The organism is Plastoroseomonas hellenica (genome assembly GCF_018129085.1).
Taxonomy (GTDB): Bacteria; Pseudomonadota; Alphaproteobacteria; order Acetobacterales; family Acetobacteraceae; genus Plastoroseomonas; species Plastoroseomonas hellenica.
Window position 1 is genome coordinate 1 of record NZ_JAAGBB010000083.1, and the last position, 17,872, is coordinate 17,872.

Annotated in this window: 19 protein-coding genes and 1 pseudogene; 10 read left to right on the top strand and 10 right to left on the bottom strand. The window is 71.7% G+C overall.

Annotated elements, in window-relative coordinates:
• A partial coding sequence (locus GXW71_RS32425; RefSeq protein ID WP_246527100.1) for a helicase-related protein occupies positions 1-2,641 on the bottom strand: 2,641 nt, incomplete at its 3' end.
• A 95-nt stretch (positions 2,642-2,736) separates the two neighbouring features.
• Here GXW71_RS32425 and GXW71_RS32430 point away from each other — a divergent pair.
• Positions 2,737-3,864 (top strand): MFS transporter, encoded by a 1,128-nt coding sequence (locus tag GXW71_RS32430; RefSeq protein WP_211857733.1) that lies wholly within the window; start codon positions 2,737-2,739, stop codon positions 3,862-3,864.
• On the opposite strand, the gene GXW71_RS32435 is transcribed toward GXW71_RS32430, so the two are convergent.
• A complete protein-coding gene (locus GXW71_RS32435) occupies positions 3,777-4,592 on the bottom strand; it encodes a class I SAM-dependent methyltransferase (protein ID WP_211857735.1) in 816 nt (271 codons plus the stop codon). The two genes, GXW71_RS32430 and GXW71_RS32435, sit on opposite strands and share 88 nt — an antisense overlap.
• A gap of 210 nt (positions 4,593-4,802) precedes the next feature.
• On the opposite strand from GXW71_RS32435, the gene gloB reads away from it, so the two are divergent.
• Genes gloB through GXW71_RS32450 form a run of 3 tightly spaced genes read left to right on the top strand, consistent with a single transcriptional unit; the run spans position 4,803 to position 6,598 of the window.
• Positions 4,803-5,531 carry a hydroxyacylglutathione hydrolase gene (gene gloB / locus GXW71_RS32440; RefSeq protein ID WP_211857737.1) on the top strand — a complete coding sequence of 243 codons (729 nt, stop codon included), beginning with the start codon at positions 4,803-4,805 and terminating at the stop codon, positions 5,529-5,531.
• A gap of 15 nt (positions 5,532-5,546) precedes the next feature.
• Positions 5,547-5,990: a cupin domain-containing protein gene (locus GXW71_RS32445; RefSeq protein WP_211857746.1), complete on the top strand. Its 444-nt coding sequence runs from the start codon at positions 5,547-5,549 to the stop codon at positions 5,988-5,990.
• Positions 5,987-6,598 carry a class I SAM-dependent methyltransferase gene (locus GXW71_RS32450; RefSeq protein ID WP_211857748.1) on the top strand — a complete coding sequence of 204 codons (612 nt, stop codon included), beginning with the start codon at positions 5,987-5,989 and terminating at the stop codon, positions 6,596-6,598. The genes GXW71_RS32445 and GXW71_RS32450 overlap by 4 nt, the downstream gene beginning before the upstream one ends.
• Here the strand turns inward: GXW71_RS32450 and yddG are convergent.
• Entirely contained in the window at positions 6,579-7,433 is an 855-nt protein-coding gene (gene yddG, locus GXW71_RS32455; protein WP_367617416.1) for an aromatic amino acid exporter YddG, read from the bottom strand. The genes GXW71_RS32450 and yddG overlap by 20 nt on opposite strands.
• A gap of 43 nt (positions 7,434-7,476) precedes the next feature.
• On the opposite strand from yddG, the gene GXW71_RS32460 reads away from it, so the two are divergent.
• Entirely contained in the window at positions 7,477-7,878 is a 402-nt protein-coding gene (locus GXW71_RS32460; RefSeq protein ID WP_211857758.1) for a group III truncated hemoglobin, read from the top strand.
• A 138-nt stretch (positions 7,879-8,016) separates the two neighbouring features.
• Positions 8,017-8,337: a hypothetical protein gene (locus GXW71_RS32465; RefSeq protein ID WP_211857760.1), complete on the top strand. Its 321-nt coding sequence runs from the start codon at positions 8,017-8,019 to the stop codon at positions 8,335-8,337.
• A gap of 9 nt (positions 8,338-8,346) precedes the next feature.
• On the opposite strand, the gene GXW71_RS32470 is transcribed toward GXW71_RS32465, so the two are convergent.
• The 3 genes from GXW71_RS32470 to metW all read right to left on the bottom strand — a co-directional run bounded on the left by GXW71_RS32470 (position 8,347) and on the right by metW (position 10,511).
• A complete protein-coding gene (locus GXW71_RS32470) occupies positions 8,347-9,000 on the bottom strand; it encodes a YciI family protein (protein WP_246527101.1) in 654 nt (217 codons plus the stop codon).
• Positions 9,001-9,059: 59 nt separating this feature from the next.
• Positions 9,060-9,782 (bottom strand): acetoacetyl-CoA reductase, encoded by a 723-nt coding sequence (gene phbB, locus GXW71_RS32475; RefSeq protein ID WP_211857762.1) that lies wholly within the window; start codon positions 9,780-9,782, stop codon positions 9,060-9,062.
• A gap of 129 nt (positions 9,783-9,911) precedes the next feature.
• Positions 9,912-10,511, bottom strand: a complete 600-nt coding sequence (metW, locus tag GXW71_RS32480; protein ID WP_211857800.1) for a methionine biosynthesis protein MetW — start codon at positions 10,509-10,511, stop codon at positions 9,912-9,914.
• A gap of 144 nt (positions 10,512-10,655) precedes the next feature.
• Between metW and GXW71_RS32485 the strand changes: the two genes are divergently transcribed.
• Positions 10,656-11,087 (top strand): hypothetical protein, encoded by a 432-nt coding sequence (locus tag GXW71_RS32485; protein ID WP_211857769.1) that lies wholly within the window; start codon positions 10,656-10,658, stop codon positions 11,085-11,087.
• Between the two features lie 10 nt (positions 11,088-11,097).
• Here the strand turns inward: GXW71_RS32485 and metX are convergent, their stop codons facing one another.
• Positions 11,098-12,255 (bottom strand): homoserine O-acetyltransferase MetX, encoded by a 1,158-nt coding sequence (gene metX, locus GXW71_RS32490; RefSeq protein WP_211857771.1) that lies wholly within the window; start codon positions 12,253-12,255, stop codon positions 11,098-11,100.
• A gap of 332 nt (positions 12,256-12,587) precedes the next feature.
• Between metX and GXW71_RS32495 the strand changes: the two genes are divergently transcribed.
• From GXW71_RS32495 to GXW71_RS32505, 3 genes are read left to right on the top strand one after another with little or no spacing between them, the layout of a single operon-like run.
• Positions 12,588-13,448, top strand: a complete 861-nt coding sequence (locus GXW71_RS32495; protein WP_211857780.1) for a chorismate mutase — start codon at positions 12,588-12,590, stop codon at positions 13,446-13,448.
• Positions 13,449-13,508: 60 nt separating this feature from the next.
• Positions 13,509-14,603 (top strand): histidinol-phosphate transaminase, encoded by a 1,095-nt coding sequence (gene hisC, locus GXW71_RS32500; protein WP_211857782.1) that lies wholly within the window; start codon positions 13,509-13,511, stop codon positions 14,601-14,603.
• Complete coding sequence (locus GXW71_RS32505) at positions 14,596-15,483, top strand: prephenate dehydrogenase/arogenate dehydrogenase family protein (protein ID WP_211857784.1); 888 nt, start codon at positions 14,596-14,598, stop codon at positions 15,481-15,483. The genes hisC and GXW71_RS32505 overlap by 8 nt, the downstream gene beginning before the upstream one ends.
• 183 nt (positions 15,484-15,666) lie before the next feature.
• Here GXW71_RS32505 and GXW71_RS32510 read toward each other — a convergent pair whose 3' ends face one another.
• The 3 genes and pseudogenes from GXW71_RS32510 to GXW71_RS32520 all read right to left on the bottom strand — a co-directional run.
• Positions 15,667-15,936 (bottom strand): hypothetical protein, encoded by a 270-nt coding sequence (locus GXW71_RS32510; RefSeq protein ID WP_211857786.1) that lies wholly within the window; start codon positions 15,934-15,936, stop codon positions 15,667-15,669.
• Positions 15,937-16,199: 263 nt separating this feature from the next.
• A complete protein-coding gene (locus GXW71_RS32515) occupies positions 16,200-17,477 on the bottom strand; it encodes a heme biosynthesis HemY N-terminal domain-containing protein (protein WP_211857788.1) in 1,278 nt (425 codons plus the stop codon).
• 4 nt (positions 17,478-17,481) lie between these two features.
• A pseudogene (locus tag GXW71_RS32520) lies at positions 17,482-17,872 on the bottom strand (COG4223 family protein); the annotation flags it as partial.

Sequence of the window (17,872 nt, forward strand, 5' to 3'; positions counted from 1 at the left end):
CCGGGCGCTGGCCGCGGCGCTGCCAGTCCCGGCGCTCGCCGCGCGGCCGCTCGCCTTGCGGGCGGTCACCCTGGGGCCGATCCCCTTGCGCGCGATCCCCCTGGGGGCGTTCGCCCTGCGGCCGGCGCGGCCCGCGGTGATGGTGCTGGCCCTCGTTGCGCGGCAGCCCGATGCGGGTCGGCGTCGGCGGGCCGTGATGCCCTTCCGGCAATTCGCCGCCAGGCATCAGGCGGAAGCCCATCGCCTCCAGCGCCGCCGGCAGCGCATCTGCCTTCAGCCCGAGCCGGCTGGCGAGGTCGCCCGGCAACATCGCCGGGGCCCGGCGGGTCAGGAAGCCGATCTCGGCCGCGATTCGCTCCGCGACGTCGAGGCGGAGCAGCACGCCCCCCGCCGGCAGCCAGCCCATCGCCTCGGCGAAGCCCGGCGGCCAGTCGGCCGGCGGCTGGATCGCGACCAAGCCGCCGCCCGGCAGCGACGGCGTCTCGATATTGCGCAGCAGCGCCCAGAGCTGCGCGCGCAGCGCCATCGCCTTGGGCTTCATCACCTCCGGCAGATAGAGCGCGTAGCGTCCGGCGCGCACGCCGATCGCCTTCAGCTTCTGCCGCAGTTCCGGCGTCACCACGCGCTCGGTCGCGCCGGGCGCCAGGCCGAGCGATTCGCGAAGCTGGTAGGCCGGCCCACGCAGCGCGCCTTCCTCGGCCGCCTTCGCCTCCACCTTGGCGATGGCGCCGAGCTCGCGGCCGATATGGCTTTCGATCCAGGCGGCGAGGCGGGTGCGGATGCGTTCCCGCTGGGCGCCGTCCAGGAACTCGGTCGGCAGCACCTCGATCTGCGGCCTCGAAGCTTCGGGACCGGGTCGCAGCCGGGCGATCTCGGCGGCATCGCCGAGGCCGGCCGGCGTGTTGAAGCCCGGATGATAGGTCCAGGTGATGCGGTTCGCTGGCGTCAGCGCGAAGGCCTCGTCCTTCGCCTGCTCCAGCGCGGCGACGCGGCGCGGGATCTCGGACGTGAGCGCACGGCGGGCGGCGCGCAGCACCAGCTTGCGCTGTTCCTCGTCCTCGCTGCCGGCCTCCGGCTCGAAGGCGAAGCCCAGTACCTTGCCGACATTGTGGCCCTCGACCACCACCTCGCCACGGCGCGTCACCGCGGAGAGCAGCTCCTCCGCCGTGTCGTCCAGCCGGCGCATCAGATGCGCGGCGCGGCGGTCGACGAAGCGCGCGGTCAGGCTCTCGTGCAAGGCATCGGACACCGCGTCCTCGGCGCGCCGCGCCTCGGCCTGGAACTCGGCGGCATCGGCCACCCAGTCGGCACGGGCGGCGATGTAGGACCAGACGCGGATCGAGGCGAGGCGGGCCATCAGGGTGTCGAGGTCGCCATCGATGCGGCCGAGACCAGCGATCGACTGCGTCACCCACTCCTTCGGCAGTGCGCCGTCGGTCGCGAGATGGGTGAAGATGCGCGCGGCCAGCTTGGTGTGGCTATCATCCGCCAGCTTCCGGAAATCCGGCACCTGGCAGGCTTCCCAGAGCAGCCTGACGCGGGTGCGGCCCTCGGCCAGGCGCTGCACCTCCGGGTCGCGCGACAGCGCCTCAAGCGTGATGTGGTCGGTCGCGTCATTGCCGCGCGCGAGGCCGGGCTGCGGCGGCGGCAGCGCCAGCGAGCCGAGCAGCGCGTCGAGGGAGGCGAAATCCAGCTCCGAGTTCCGCCAGGCGAGCTGGCTCAGCGGCTCGAAGGCGTGACCCTCGATCTTGCCGACCATCTCGTCGTCGAGCGGCGGGCAGTCGCCGGTGACGCCGAAGCTGCCGTCGCGCATGCCGCGCCCGGCGCGGCCGGCGATCTGTGCCGCCTCCTGTGCCTCCAGCGCACGCACGCGATGGCCGTCGAACTTCTGCAGCGCCGCGAAGGCGACATGGTCGACATCCATGTTGAGGCCCATGCCGATGGCATCCGTCGCCACCAGGAAATCGACCTCGCGATTCTGATAGAGCGCCACCTGCGCGTTGCGCGTGCGCGGGCTGAGCCGGCCCATCACCACCGCGCAGCCGCCGCGCCGGCGCCGGATCGCCTCTGCGATCGCATAGACCTCGGCGGCGCTGAAGGCGACGACGGCGCTCCGCGGCGGCAGCCGCGTCAGCTTGGCCGGGCCCGCATAGGTCAGTTGCGACATGCGGGTGCGGGTATCGAACTCGATGCCCGGCACCAGGCGCGTCAGCAGCGGACGGATGGTCTCGGCGCCCATGAACATGGTCTCGACCATGCCGCGCGCGTTCAGCAACCGGTCGGTGAAGACGTGGCCGCGATCGGGGTCGGCGCAGAGCTGGATCTCGTCCACCGCCACGAATTCGGCGCGGCGGTCGAGCGGCATCGCCTCCACCGTGCAGGCGAACCACTTCGCCTCGGGGGGGATGATCTTCTCCTCCCCGGTGATCAGCGCGACATGGCGCTCGCCCTTCGCGACCACCATCCGGTCGTAGTTCTCGCGCGCCAGCAGGCGCAGCGGGAAGCCGATGATGCCGGAGGCATGCGCGAGCAGGCGCTCGATCGCGAGATGCGTCTTGCCTGTATTGGTGGGGCCCAGCACGGCGCGCACGCGCGGCTGGAACATCTGGAAATTCGTCATCGGGGGGGTGTGGTCCGCCATGCGGGGCAACGCGTCGCACGGGCGGGCGCGCTTGGCAACCGGCGGCCGTCCGGGCGCTTCCCAAGCCATGCCCGGTCGGGCAGGGTGCGCGCCCCGTGCGCACCGCCCTGCCTTTCGCCCTGCTGCTCTCCGCGATGTTCGCGGCGATCGGCACGACGATGCCCTTCTTCCCACCTTTCCTGGCGGCGGCCGGGCTGTCGCCGCAGGGAATCGCGGCGGTGCTCTTCGCGGGATCGCTGGCGCGGCTGATCTCGGGCCCGGTCCTCGGCCGGGCCGCGGATATCCACGGCCTGCGGCGGGTGCTCGCGCTTTGTGCATTGCTGGCCGCCGGCTTCCAGGCCGGCTTCGGCCTGCTCGCCTGGGAGGTGGAAGGGCTGCTCATCGCGCTGATGGCGCTGCAAATCCTCTACAGCATCGCCGTCGCGCCGGTCATCCCGCTCAGCGAAAGCCTGACGGTCGCGGCGGCCCGCGGCGGCGCCTTCGATTACGGACGCGTGCGCAGCGTCGGCAGCTTCGCCTTCATCCTGGCTTCGGTGCTTGCCGGCTGGCTGGTCCAGCGCTTCGGCATCGGCGTCATCCCCTGGGTCGTTGCGGCCGCGCTGCTGATCGCCGCCGGCGCGACGCTCATGCTGCCGGTGAGCGCGGCGCGCAGCCCGCACCGCGGCAGCCTGCTGGCGCCGCTCCGCATCCCGATCTTCCGGCGGCTGCTTCTGCTCTCGGCGCTGATCCAGGGCAGCCACGCCGCCGCCTATTCCTTCGGCGCCATCCACTGGGCGGCGGCCGGGCATTCCCCGGTGGTGATCGGCCTGCTCTGGGCCGAAGGCGTGGTGGCGGAGATCGTGCTCTTCCTCTTCGCCAAGCCGGTCGCCGCGCGGCTCGGCTGGCGGGGGCTCAGCATGCTGGCCGCCGCCGCCGGGCTGGTGCGCTGGGCGATCATGGCGGAGACCACCTGGCTGCCGGCGCTCGTCATCTCCCAGGCGCTGCACGCCTTGACCTTCGGTGCCCAGCACCTGGTCGCGATGCGGCTGTTGTCGGAAGCGGTCCCGGCGAATGAAGCGGGTGCTGCGCAGACCTTGCATGCCTCGCTCGGCAGCGGGCTCGCGATCATGCTGCTGACGCTGCTCTCGGGGCAGCTCTATGCCGAATGGGGCGGCGCCGTGTTCTGGGCGATGTGCGCGCTCTGCCTGCCGGCCTTGCTGCTGGCGCGCGGCCTGAAGGAATAGGCGGCCTCCGTGGACCGCACCACGCGGCGCCGCACCGCGACCGTGCCGGCGGGCAATGCCGCGAAGACATCCTTCTCCGCTTCCGCGATCGCGACGCCGGCGAAGCGCGCCGGCCACAGCGCATGGCCGGCCGCTTCCCAGAGCCGCGCGGTCCGCAGCAGGGGGCGCGCCCGGAAGGGCGGGAAGAACAGCGCGCTGTCGCGCCGCTCCACCCGGAACAGGTGCCGCGCCAGCAGCCGCCCGAGCTGTCCCGGCGAATAGGGCTGCCCGTGGCCGAAGGGCGTGCTTTCGTTGTGCGCCCAGAGGCCGCGCCGGTTCGGCACCACGACCAGCAGCCGCCCGTCATCCTTCAGCACCCGCCAGGCCTCGCGCAGCAGGCGCCGCGCATTGTCCGCCGCCTCCAGCCCATGCACCAGCAGCACCCGGTCGAAGGCGAGGTCGGGGAAGGGCAGCCGCTCCTCCTCGGCGACCAGCGTGGCGCAGGGGCCGGCGAGCGGCCAGGTCGCGGGCGGCGCGAGTTGCGCCGGCGCCAGCGACAGGCAGCAGCGCGCCTGCCCACGCCAGAGCCCGAGATAAGGGGCCGCATGCCCGATCCCGAGCACCGCCTGGCCCGAGAGATCCGGCCAGAGCGCGGCCAGCCGCTCCCGCAGCAGCCGCCCGGCCAGGCGGCCGGTCGGGCGCGCGTAGAACTGGGCGAATCCGTAAGGCCCGTGGACGTCGACGCTCATGCTTCCGATATAGGGCGGGAGCAGGTCCGGATGCACGGCCAGAGCGCGTGGTCCCGCCGGATCGGCGCCGGCCGCTCAAACCGCCTTGAGCGGGTTCGCGCCGAAGGCCTCAGGCGTGTAGATGCTCTTACCTTATGATCGCGTGATCCAGACTCCGGCCGGAGCGGCCCCGGGTCGTCACGCTCGGACCTCACCAAGGGACACCGCCGCATGACCCTCTCCGTGACCGCCATTCCCTGCCTCAAGGACAACTATGCCTGGCTGCTGCGCGGCAGCGACGGCACGGTCGGCCTCTGCGACCCGGGCGAGGCCGGGCCCGCGGTCGCGGCGGTCGAAGCGGCCGGCGGGCGCCTCGACTGGATCCTGCTGACCCATCACCACGGCGATCACATCGATGGCGTGGCCGGCGTCAAGGCGCGCTTTCCCGATGCCAGGATCGCCGGCGCGCTGGCCGACATGCACCGCCTGCCCGCGCTCGACGCCACGCTGCGGCCGGGCGAGGAGTTCAAGCTCGGCCGGGCCAGGGCGGAGGTCATCGACACGCCGGGCCACACCCATGGCCATATCGTCTTCCACTTCCCCGACGACCGTATCCTGTTGGCCGGGGATACCTTGTTCAGCCTGGGCTGCGGCCGCCCGATCGAGGGCACGGCGGAGGAGCTGTTCCAGTCCATCCAGCCGCTGAAGGCGTTGCCGGACGCGACGCTGATCTGCTGCGGCCATGAATACACCGCCGACAATGCCCGCTTCTGCCTGAGTATCGAGCCGGACAATGCCGACCTGCAGGCCCGCGCGGCCGAAGTCGCGGCGCTGCGCGCGGCGGACCGCCCGACGGTGCCGACGACGCTCGGCGATGAGCGCCGCGCCAATGTCTTCCTGCGCGCCAAGGATGCCGCCACCTTCGCCGCCTACCGGGCCGCGAAGAATGCCTTTCGCTGACGCGGCCCGCCGCGCATGACCGACCTGCGCGATCCCGCATCGGCCGCGGAAGCGGTGATCGCGGCCCTCGGGCTGGCGCCGCATCCTGAAGGCGGCCACTACCGCGAGATCTGGCGTGACATCCCCGCGGCCGGCGGGCGCGGCGCCGGCACCGCGATCTATTTCCTGCTGGCGGCCGGCGAGCGCAGCCATTGGCATCGCGTCGATGCCGCCGAGTGCTGGCACTGGTATGCCGGCGCGGCGCTGGACCTCTCGCTGACGACGGGATCGCAGGCGGTGGAGACGCGGCGGCTCGGCCCCGATCTCGCCGCCGGCGAAGCGCCCTTCGCGGTGGTGCCGCCGGGGATCTGGCAGGCGGCGGTGAGCCTGGGGCGCTGGACCCTGGTCGGCTGCACGGTCAGCCCGGCCTTCGATTTCGCCGGTTTCGAGCTGGCGCCGGCCGGCTGGCGGCCCGGATGAGCGACGCCGCCGCCTGGGATCGCCGCTACGAAGGTGAAGGTTTCACCTTTGGGGCGGAGCCGAACCTGCATCTGCAGGCGCTCGCGTCACGGATCAGGCCGGGGATGCGGGCGCTGGCGCTGGGCGATGGGGAAGGGCGGAACGGCGTCTGGCTGGCCCGGCAGGGCTTGGCGGTGACCAGCCTCGACTGGTCGCCGGTCGGCGTCGCCAAGGCCCGCGCGCTGGCGGCCCTGCAGGGCGTCGCCCTCGACGCCCGGGTCGCGGACCTGACGAATTGGGATTGGCCGGAGGCCGGGTTCGATCTGGTCGCCTGGATCTATGTCCACCTGCCGCCCGCGGATCGCGACCTGGTCGCGGCCGCGGCGGTGCGCGCGCTGGCACCGGGCGGGCTGCTGGCGCTGGAGTGCTTCTCCCCGGCGCAGGAGGGGCGGCGGAGCGGCGGGCCGAAGGAGGTGGCGCTGCTCTGGACCCGGGCGATCGCCGAGGCGGCCTTCGCGGAGCTCGAGGTGCTGGAGCTTTTCGAAGGCGCCGTGCTGCTCGACGAGGGGCCGAAGCATCAGGGCCTGGCGGAGATCGTCCGGGGCCTTTTCAGGAAGCGCGTGCCGTAGCGGCCAGCCAGCCGCCGCCGGCGACCAGCGCCAGCGCGGCACCGATCCGCCAGGTCAGCGCGCCTTCGCCGGCCGCGACCAGCAGCAGCGTGGAAGCGACCGGCACTGCGTAGGCGAGGGTGCCGAGCAGCCGCGGATCGCCCCGCTTCATGCCGAGGTCCCAGAGGAAGAAGGCGGCGCCGACCGGCCCGGCGCCGAGCAGCCCGAGCGCCAGCCATTGCCGCGCGCCCGGCGCCACCCAGGTCTCGAAGAGGAGATGCGCGAGGCCGGCGAGCGCTGCCGTCGCCAGGCAGAAGCCGGCCACCGCATCGGTCGGCACGCCGCCCAACCGCCGCGCGGTGACGGAATAGAGCGCCCAGACCAGCGCGCAGCCGAGGGCGGCCAGGAAGCCCGGCAGCGCGGCGGGATCGAGGAAGCCGGCGCCGCCGCCCACCAGCAGCGCGCAGCCGGCGAAGCCGAGCGCCACGCCCGTGAGCCGGCGCGGCCCCAGCCGCAGCCCGAGGATCGGCGCCGAGAGCAGCACGATCAGCAGCGGCCAGAGATAGTTCAGCAGGTTCGCCTCGACCGGCGGCGCCAGGGCAAGGGCCGTGAAGTAGAGCGCGTGGTAGCCGAAGAGCCCGCCGATGCCATGCGCCCAGGCGAGCGGCCCTTGCGCCAGGGCCCGCGCCTGCCCGCGCGCCAGCACCACCGCAAGGCCCAGCGCGCCGCCGATCGCGAAGCCGATCGCGGTCACCTGGAGCGGTGGCACCGGCGCGGTCAGGCGCGAGAGCAGCGCGAGGAAGGCCCAGAGCGCGAGTGCGCCGAGGCCCGCGAAGGTTGCATGGCGGGGGGTCACGGCTGCCTCTTGCGGGTGGCGGCGGCGCAGCGCAAGGGGCGGCATGGATTGCTCGCCGCCATCCCCCGAAGGCCCGGCCCGGGCCGCCGCCGCAGCCGGCCTCGACGAGGCGATGCTGGAGAAGCTGGTGCGCGCCTTCTACGGGCTGGCGCGGCAGGATGCCGAGATCGGCCCGATCTTCCAGCGGGTCGCGGACTGGGAGCACCACATCGCTCAGATCACCGCCTTCTGGTCATCGGTCGTGTTCGGCAGCGGTCGCTACCGCGGGCGGCCGATGCAGGCGCACGCGCCGCTCGGCCTGACGCCGGCGCATTTCGCGCGCTGGCTCACCCTGTTCGAGCGGACGGCGCGCGATCTCTGCCCGCCGGCCGGTGCCGCGCTGTTGATCGATCGGGCACGGCGCATCGCCGCCAGCTTGGAGGCCGGACTGACGCCGCTGGGTTGAAGAGCGTGACACTTCGACAATCTTTCTCTCGCCTTCGTGACACGCCTTGCTGCATTGCGCTGCTTTCATGCCGATTGCCACAACTCCTGCGCTAGAAGCTGTATTGTGGAGAGATAGGAATCGGAGGATCGGTGCGTCATGGAAACGCAGCCGGAATTCGAGGCCGCGGCCTTCGCCGACCACCTCGTGCTGATGGTATTCGTACTGGCTCTGGCGATGCAGTGGCTCATGCACCGCATCACCAAGCGCTTGTCCGATTGGCGCATCGTGTTGCCGGTGGCGGTCGCCGCGACCGTTTGGGCGGCCGTCGGCTGGATGCTAGGCGGCGGGCAGGGGGTCTTCACCTTTCTGGTCGGCCTTGCCTTCAGCCTGACCCTCGCGGTGCTCGATGAGCGGACGCGGCAGGAGCAGATGCAGCACCCTGCCCGCAGCCGCGAGGACAGCATGCGCTTCAGTTGAGGCGCATCGTCAGGCCGCCGCGCCGGGTAGCGGCCGATAGGGCAGCGGCGCCATTCGCGTGCCCCAGTAGGTAACATCCTTCCAGACCCCGTCACGGACATAGGGATCTTCCGCCCAGGCGGCACGGGCCGCCGCGTCGCTGGCATGGGCGGTGACCGCGATGGACCCGATCATCCGCGTCCCGCTCTCGTCGAGGATGGCGCCACCAATCGTCAACTGGCCTGCCTGCGCCAAGGGGGCGACCCGATCCATATGGGCGGTCCGCGCTGCCTGGCGCCGCGCCAGGGCTTCGGCATCGGTGCCATCGAAGGCGATGGTGATGGTGTGGGTGCGGCTGGTGGGCGTCGGCTCGCCCGGCTTCGGCAGCGGCCGGTAGGGCAGCGGCGCGATGCGGAAGGGATGCACGGTCACCCGCTGCCAGACCTCCCCCTGCGCGAAGGGCTCGGCCGCCAGATAGGCATCGAGCCCGGCGCGATCCGGCACCTCGAGGATCATCAGGGACCCGACCGAGCGCCAATCGGGCGTGAACAGCGGCACTCCGAAGGCCAGGCGCCCGGCCGCCGCCCATTCCGTGATCACCGCCAGATGCCGGTCCCGCGCCGCCATCCGTCGCGCCAGCGCCTCTTCATCCTCGCCATCAAAGGCAATCATCGCATAACCCATGGAAAACCTCTCAGGGGGATGCTCGAAGGGGGAGCCGCATCGCGGCTCCCCCTTCGAAACTAATACATGTGCTGCCCGCCATTGATGGACAGGGTGGAGCCAGTGACGAAATCGGCGTCGTCGGCGGTGAGGAAGAGAACGCCGCGGGCAATGTCCTCGGCGGTGCCGAGGCGGCCGCGCGGGATCCGGGCAATGATCTTCTCCAGCACCTCGGCCGGCACGGCGCGCACCATCTCGGTGTCCACATAGCCGGGCGCGATGGCATTGACGGTGATGTGGGCGCGGGCGCCTTCCTGCGCGAGCGCCTTGGTGAAGCCATGGATGCCGGACTTGGCCGCAGCGTAGTTCACCTGGCCGTATTGGCCGGCCTGGCCGTTGATCGATCCGATGTTCACGATGCGGCCGAACTTGCGCGCCGTCATGCCGTCCCAGACCAGCTTGCAGAGATTGTAGCAGCCGCCGAGGTTGGTATCGATCACCGCGTCCCACATGTCGCGCGTCAGGCGCTTCATCACCGCGTCTCGGGTGATGCCGGCATTGTTGACCAGGACCTCGACCGGACCGTGATCCGCCTCGATCTGGCGCACCGCCACTTCGCAGGCGGCAAAGTCCGAGACGTCGAATTTATAGCAGGGGATGCCGGTGCGTTCGGTGAAGGCGCGGGCAGCCTCGTCATTGCCGGCATAGGACGCGACGACCTTGCGCCCCGCCGTCTGCAGCGCCTCGCTGATCGCGGCGCCGATGCCCCGCTGGCCGCCTGTGACGAGTGCGACGCGTGCCATGAATGGCCTCCTCCCTGTTCGGAACCCGCCATCAGCCTAGACCCTGTTCCACCCTGCGCCGCAAGCGAGAAGCGACGTGCGCTTCATGAAAACGCGCAGTGCGGTGCAGCGACCTGGAACGCCGCCGCTTCAGGCGCGGCGCAGCAGGAACAGCGCCTGCTGTCCGAACAGGTTGGCAAGGCGGATGCTGCGCTTCCAGGGCGCCTTCAGCCCGCGTTCGTCCACCGCCAGCCATTGCTCGACCACATAGCCATCCATGGCGCAGAGCGCGAAGAAGTCGGCGATGGTGCAGGGGTGGATGTTGGGCGTCTCGTACCAGGGGCGCGACCAGGTCTCGGTATCGGGCATGCGGCCGGTGGCGAGCAGCCGCCAGCGCATCTGCCAATGGCCGAAATTCGGGAAGCTGACGATCGCGTGCCGGCCGATGCGCAGCATCTGGCGCAGCACCTCCCGCGGGCGTTCCACCGCCTGGAGGGTGCGCGAGAGGATGACGTAGTCGAAGGCACCGTCGGGGTAATGCGCGAGGTCACTGTCGGCATCACCATGGATGACCGCGAGCCCGGCGGCGACCGCGCGCGTGGCTTCCGCCATGTCGATCTCGATGCCGCGCGCGTCGGCACCCTTTTCGCGCGTCAGATGGGCGATCAGCGCGCCGTCGCCGCAGCCGATGTCGAGCACCCGCGTTCCCGGCGCGACCATCTCCGCGATCAGGCGGAGGTCGAGGCGCATGTTCTTGGCGACGTAGCGGATATCGGCAGGGGCGTCGGGCATGACGGGGCTGTATAGCGCCGGCGCGCGGGCCGCGCGACGGCGCTCGCGTCGCTGACGCGCGGCATGGCATGATCCTGAGGTGGAACGAGAGGGTTGGCACCCATGCGATCGCTTCTTGTCCTTGTGCTCTCGCTGTGCGCTGGGCCCGCTCTCGCGCAGGGTTTCGATGGGACCTGGAACGGGCGCCTGCGCTGCGATGCGCTGAACCAGCCCGGCCAACGGCCGCTCGACACCGCCATCCTGGTCACTGTCGCGAATGGGCGCGCGACCTTCCGCCGCACCGTCCTCAATCCCGCGGATGGAAGCCCAACCGGCATCGTGGAAGTGGGAGAGGGGCCGGTCGGCACCGATGGCAGCGTCACCCTCGAGGGCGGTGCCAACGGGCCGCGCTACACTTACACGTCGCGCTATGCTGGCCGCCTCAGCGCCGCGCGGGGCTCCGGGCAACTCTCAGGCGCCCAGGACTGGGCGGCCACTGGCGCCGTGAGCGGACAGCGCCGGCCCTGCACGATCGGGCTTCGGCGGGCTTCCTGAAGGGCTGCTTTCAAACCCCGACCCGCTCCGCGGCACCCCGCAGGAAGCCGCCGAGGGCGCGATGGAAATCCGGCTCGTCGAGCAGGAAGGCGTCGTGGCCCTTGTCGCTCGCGATCTCGACGAAGCTGACATTGGCGGCCGCGGCATTGAGCGCTCGCACCAGCGCCCGGCTCTCGCTGGTCGGGAACAGCCAGTCGGAGGAGAAGCTGGCGACGAAGAAGCGCGTCGGCGTGCCCCGGAAGACCGCCGCCAGGTCGCCGCCCTGCTCCGCCGCCAGGTCGAAGAAGTCCATCGCACGGGTGATCGTCAGATAGCTGTTCGCGTCGAAGCGGCGGATGAAGGTGCTGCCCTGGTGGCGCAGGTAGCTCTCCACCTCGAAGACATCCTCGAGAAAGGTCAGCGCGCTGGCGCCGCGCAGCCGCCGGCCGAACTTCCGGGTCAGCGCCTGCTCGGACAGGTAGGTGATGTGCGCGACCATGCGCGCGACGGCCAGGCCGCGCGCCGGGATGCGCCCCGCGTCTTCCCAATAGCGGCCGCCCTTCCAGTCGGGATCGCCATGGATGGCGGCGCGGCCGACCTCATGGAAGGCGATGTTCTGGGCGCTGTGATGGGCGGCGCAGGCGATCGGTGCTGCGGCAAAGACCGCGTCCGGATAGGTCGCCGCCCATTCCAGCACCTGCATCCCACCCATCGAGCCGCCGACCACCGCCAGCCAGCGGATGATGCCGAGCTCGTCCATCAGCTTCTTCTGCGCGCGCACCATGTCGCGGATGGTGACGGAGGGGAATTCCGTCCCCCAGGGCCGGCCCTGGCCGCGCCCTTCGGCATCGGTCATCTCCTCGGGCGGGCCGGAGCTGCCCATGCAGCCGCCGAGCACATTGGCGCAGACCACGTAGAAGCGGTCGGTGTCGATCGGCTTGCCGGGGCCGACGATGTTCTCCCACCAGCCGGGCTTGCCGGTGACGGGATGCGGTTCGGCAACATACTGGTCGCCGGTCAGCGCGTGGCAGATGAGGATCGCGTTGCTGCGCTCGGCGTTGAGGCGGCCATAGCCACGCCAGGCGACCGCGAGCGGTGCCACCACGGCGCCGCAATCCAGCGCCAGCCCTTCCGCGTAGAGGCTCTGCGCGTGCGTGAACTGCGGAAGCGGGGTTGCGGCCTGTGACATGGGATGCGGCGTCCTTGCCGGAGGATTAGGGCGCGCGACCCTGGCGTGCAACCGGAGAGCCTGCCTCGGAAAGGCCGCGGTCGGTCTGCCGGCCCTTTTCCGTCCTCCGGCGCGCCAGTCAGCGTGCTTGGCCAAACATCTTCACCCACCCGGGCCGTGCCCGAACGGGATCTGCTTGGGCCGATGCCGGCAGCATTGGCTGTGCCGCCCGGCACACCAGAGACGAGAAATCCCGCGACAGCCCGCCACGCCCCTGTCTCAGACAGACTCCTAGCGGCTTGGCGCCGGGCGCGGGCGCGTCTATTGCTGGTCCCCATCCCTTGCGCAGCACGATGCCCGACACAGCCCAGCCCCCTCCCGACGCCTTGTCGAGCCCCGCCGCCTCCACGGAGGAACTCGCGGCGCTCAGGGCCGAGATCGATACGCTCGATGACCAGCTCCACGCGCTGCTGATGCGCCGCGCCGGCATCGTCGCCCGCCTCGGCAGCAGCCGGGCCAAGGGTGAGGGGCCGGCGCTGCGCCCCGGGCGGGAAGCCGCGATCCTCCGCCGCCTTCTGGACCGCCACGCGGAGCCTCTGCCGCGGGCGGCCCTGGTGCGTCTTTGGCGAGAGATCTTCGCCGCCTCCACCGCCATGCAGGCCAGCTTCTCCGTCGCCGCCGCGGTGCCGCCCGCCCGTGGCGAGCACGTCCTGCACCTGACCCGCCAGCATTTCGGCGCCGATACCCCGATCCGCCCGATGACCACGGCCGGCCAGGCGCTCGCCGCGGTGCTCGCCGGCGAAGTCGCGGTCGCCACCCTGCCGGCACCGGAGCCCGAGGAGCCAGAGGAGGCCGCCTGGTGGGTGCGCTTCGACACCCAGCACCTGCAGGTCACCGCGCGGCTGCCTTTCCTGATGGATCCCGGCGGCGCCGGCGTGCTGGTGGTCGCGGCCACGCCGCCGGATGCCAGCGGCCGCGACCGCAGCCTGCTGCGCATCGAGCTTGCCGGCGACCTGTCGCATGCGCGGCTGACTACCCTGCTGCAGCAGGCGGGGCTGCCGATGCGCGGCCTGATGATCCGCCGCAGCGGCGCCGAGCCGGTGGCACTCGCCGAGGTCGAGGGCTTCATCGAGCTCGATGACTCGCGCCTCGCGGCACTCGCCGGGCTGCATGTGCAGCGCCTCGGCGCCTATGCCGAGCCCGAGCCGGCCTGATCCCGCTGCCGCACGCCTGAGAATCCTTCGCAAGATCTTCCGCACCGAGGTGCAGTTTCCATGGCAATGCTCGCGCCGCGCCCGTCCATCCTTTCGGTCGAGCCCTATGTGGGCGGCGAATCGAAACTCCCGGGCGTCAACCGGATCATCAAGCTCTCCTCCAATGAGGGCGCCTTCGGCCCGCCGCCTGGCGCGGTCGCCGCAATCCAGCGCATGGCAACGGAGGCGCATCGCTACCCCGACGGCGGTTCCAAGGCGCTGCGCGAGGCGATAGGCGCGCGCTTCGGCCTCGATCCCGCGCGCATCGTCTGCGGCAATGGCTCCGACGAGATCCTGGGGCTGCTGATCCTCGCCTATGGCGGTGAGGGCACCGAGATCGTCATGTCGGCGCATGGCTTCCTGATGTACGACATCACCGGTCGCTGGGCGGGCTGCCGCATCATCAAGGTGCCGGAGCGCGACCTGACCGCAGATGTGGATGGCCTGATCGCGGCCTGCGGGCCGCGCACGAAGCTGGTCTTCCTGGCCAATCCGAACAACCCGACCGGCAGCATCCTGCCGCAGGCGGAGGTGGACCGGCTGCGCGCCGCGCTCCGCTCCGACATCATGCTGGTGCTGGATTCCGCTTACGCGGAGTACGTCGACCGTCCCGACTACGACGCCGGCGCCAGGCTGGTGGATGCCACCGGCAATACGGTGATGACGCGCACCTTCTCGAAGATCTTCGGGCTCGGCGGCATGCGCGTCGGCTGGGGCTATGCCCCCGCCGAGGTCGTCGATGTGCTGAACCGGGTGCGCGGGCCGTTCAACGTCAATGCCGCGGCGATGGAAGCGGCGGTCGCCGCGCTGGCCGAGCCCGGCTGGGTCGAGAAGAACGTCGCGCACAATGCCGAATGGCGCCTGAAGGTGACCGAGGCGCTGACCGCCACCGGCATCAAGGTCTGGCCGAGCCAGGGCAATTTCGTGCTCGCCGATTTCGGCACCGCCGATCGTGCGAAGGCGGCCGACGCGCATCTGAAGTCGCGCGGGCTGATCGTACGCATGATGGGCGCCTATGGCCTCCCTTCCTGCCTGCGCATCACCATCGGCACCGCCGAGGAAAACGGGCTGCTGACCGAAGCGCTCGGCGCCTTCATGGCAGGCATCCGTGGCTGAGCCGCTCTTTCAGCGCCTCTGCATCATCGGACCCGGGCTGATCGGCAGCTCGATCCTCAGGCTCGCAAAGGAACGCGGCGACATCGCGCGCGTGCTCGTGACGCATGCCCAGTCCGAGACGACGCGGACCCGCGTCGCGGAGCTCGGCATCGCCGATGTGGTGGAAGCCGATCCGTCGCGCGCGGTCGCGGGCTGCGATGGCGTGATTCTCTGCGTGCCGGTCGGCGCCTATGCTGGCGTGATGGCGAAGATCGCGCAGCATCTGGCGCCCGGCTGCATCCTGACCGATGCGGGCTCAACCAAGGGCAGCGTGGTGCGCGACCTGCTGCCGCTGCTGCCGGCGGGCGTGCACCTAGTGCCCGGGCACCCAATGGCCGGCACCGAATTCTCCGGCCCCGATGCCGGTTTCGCGACGCTGTTCGAAGGCCGCTACACCATCCTGACGCCGCTGCCGGGCTGCGATCCGGCTGCTGTCGAGACCGTGGCGGAGCTCTGGCGCCGTGCCGGCGCGATGATCGAGACCATGGATCATGCGACGCATGACAAGGTGGTCGCCATCGTCTCCCATTTGCCGCACCTGATCGCCTTCACCATCTGCGGCACCGCGGACGACCTGGCGGAGGAGACCAAGGAAGCGGTGCTGAAATTCGCCGCCTCCGGGTTCCGCGACTTCACCCGCATCGCCGCGAGCGACATCGCCATGTGGCGCGATATCTTCCTGAACAACCGCGAAGCGCTGTTGGAGATGCTGGCCCGCTTCTCCGAGGATGCGCATGCGCTCGGGCGGGCCGTGCGCTATGGGCAGGCGGAGTTCATCGAGGATCGGATCAAGCGCGGCCGGAAAGTCCGGCGCGACCTGATCGAGCGGAAGCAGGCGTAGTACTTGGCCTCAGGCGCCGGCGCGCGCATCCGCGCACTTGGCTTGCGCGCTGTCAGGGCGCACTGGTGACGGCGGTCGGTCGCGCGCGGGCCGCATTCGCGGCCTCGGTCTGCATCGGCTGCGCCTCGCAGCCCGGCCTTTCTGGTGGCGGCCTGCGGCCGCATCGTGGCTGCGCGAGGTGCGTCAGGCCGCCCTGCGGAACGCCCCTTCTTCGACCTCCAGCCGCCGCACGCCGACGACCTGGGCGAGGTTGCCTTCGACCAGGTGCACCATCTCCGCCGGCATGGCGGTGAGCGTGAACTCCACGCGCAGGCAGTCGCCCTCGCGACGGGATGTCATGAGGTCAGGCGTCAGATCGCGCTTGGCGAAGGGCATCAGCAGGCGCGGCAACAGGCCGGGTTCGGCATCGGCCAGCACGCGAAATCGCGCGGCGAGGAAGAGCGTATCGGACATCGGGGAGAACCTTCGGATCGGAATGGACGGGCAGCGAAAACCCCGGCAGCGCAGCGGGTCCCGAAGGACCGCTTCAGGCGGCCGGGCCAGTAATTCGCATGCCTTTCCGAGCGAAGGTCATGACGGCAGCCTAACGCGGCCGCTGCGCCGCGTCCATGCTCAGCTCGCAAGGCAGCTCCGCACGGGCGCTCCCTGAAGGTGGGGTCCGGGGCATGCCTCCATGCCTCGGCGGAGGTCCAGGAGGCAGCGCCTCCTGGCCCGCATCAGGCCGCGCTGCGCGACGCCAGCCGGGCCGGCGGCGCGCCCCAGGCGATGGTCCCGGCCGCGCCGCAATGGGCGCAGTCGGGCTTCCAGGCGTCATGCTCGGCCCCGCAATCGGTGCAGCGCCAGCGCGGCTCGCTGGCTGCCTTGGCGGCCTCGCGCAGCCAGCGCGCCTGGGCGCCGCGCGCTTCCGGCGTGTCGCCCAGCTCGGCCTCTTCGAGTTCGGCCAGCAGCAGATAGGCGCGGCGATCGGCATCGGCGCCGGCGATCAGCGCCTCCAGCTCCGACCGCGCCCGGCCGGTCAGCCCTGCGGCGAGTGCCACGCCGGCCATCAATAGCCGGCTTTCCGGATGGTCGCGGGTCGCGTGGATCAGGTCCTCCACCGCCTTCACCCGCGCCAGCGGATCCTCGACCGGCGCGATCCAGGCGGCGCCGAGATCGGGGTGCGGCGCCCGCGCCCAGGCCTCGGCCAGGATCGCGCGGGCGCGGCGCGGGCTGCCCTGCGCGGCAAGCCGCGCGGCATGGGCGATCGCCGCCGGGGCGAAGCCGGGATCGGCCTGCACCGCCTGGCGCTCCAGCGCCGCGGCCTTGTCCGGATCGGGCTCCTGCGACGCGGCGGCGAGTGCCAGCGGCGCCAGCGGCGTGCCCTTGGGGGCGAGCGCCAGCGCTTCCCGCCAGTCGCGGGTGCGGCTGGCGAGCAATTGCCGTTCCTCCCGCAGCCAGGCGGCGCCGGGCTGGGCCAGCTCGGCCTCGCGCGCCAGGCGCTGCGCCTCCGGCCAGTCTTCCCGCTGCATCGCCTGGCGCAGCAATCCGCGCAGGCCGAGGAAACGCGCATCCTCGCGCTTCGCGAGCAGGCCGAAGACCTCAGCGGCTGCCTCCTCGCGGCCAGCGAGGCGCTCGGCCTCAGCCGCCAGCAACAGGGTCTGCGGCGTGTCGCCGAGCAATGCACGGGCGCGGCGCACCTCGTGCCGGGCGCCGTTCGCGGTGCCGGCGGCGAGTGCCACCAGCGCCCGGGTCACCGCCGCATCGCCATCGGCACGGCGACGCAGCGCCCGGCTGGCGCTGAGCCGCCCGGGCAGGCGCCGCAGCCAGGCGATCAGCGCCAGCAGCCCGTGCAGCAGCACGAAAGCCGCGATCAGCAGCAGCATGGCGACGGGGAAGGAGACACCGACCCAGGCGTCGCCGACGCGGATCTCGACCGACCCGCCGACCCTGGCGAGCCAGAGCGCCAGCGCAGCGCCGCCGGCGAGGAGGATGAGCAGCCCGAGCGCACGGCGCATCGCTTCAGCCCGCCGCCAGCGTGCCGAGCGCGGCGCGCGCGGCGAGCAGGGCTTCGGCATCGCCGATCCAGCGTTCCATGCCGCTCCGCGCCGGCGGCGGCAGGCGCTTCAGCCGCTCCACCGCGCCGGCGATGTCGCCGGCCTCCAGGCTGCGGCGGGCGCGCTCCAGCTCGGCCGCCACTTGGTCGCCCCAGACCACCTCCTCGCCGCGGCGGACGGTGACGAGGCCGGAGAGCCGCGCGATCGCGCTGTCCACCACGCCCTGACCCTCGCGCGCCGGCTCGCTCGCCGCACGGGCGGCGCGCGCGGCATCCTCGAAGGTGAGCCGCAGCCCCGCCTCGGTCGGCGGCGCGGCGCTGGCGAAGCGGGTGAGTGCGGCCGGCGCCTCGGGCAGC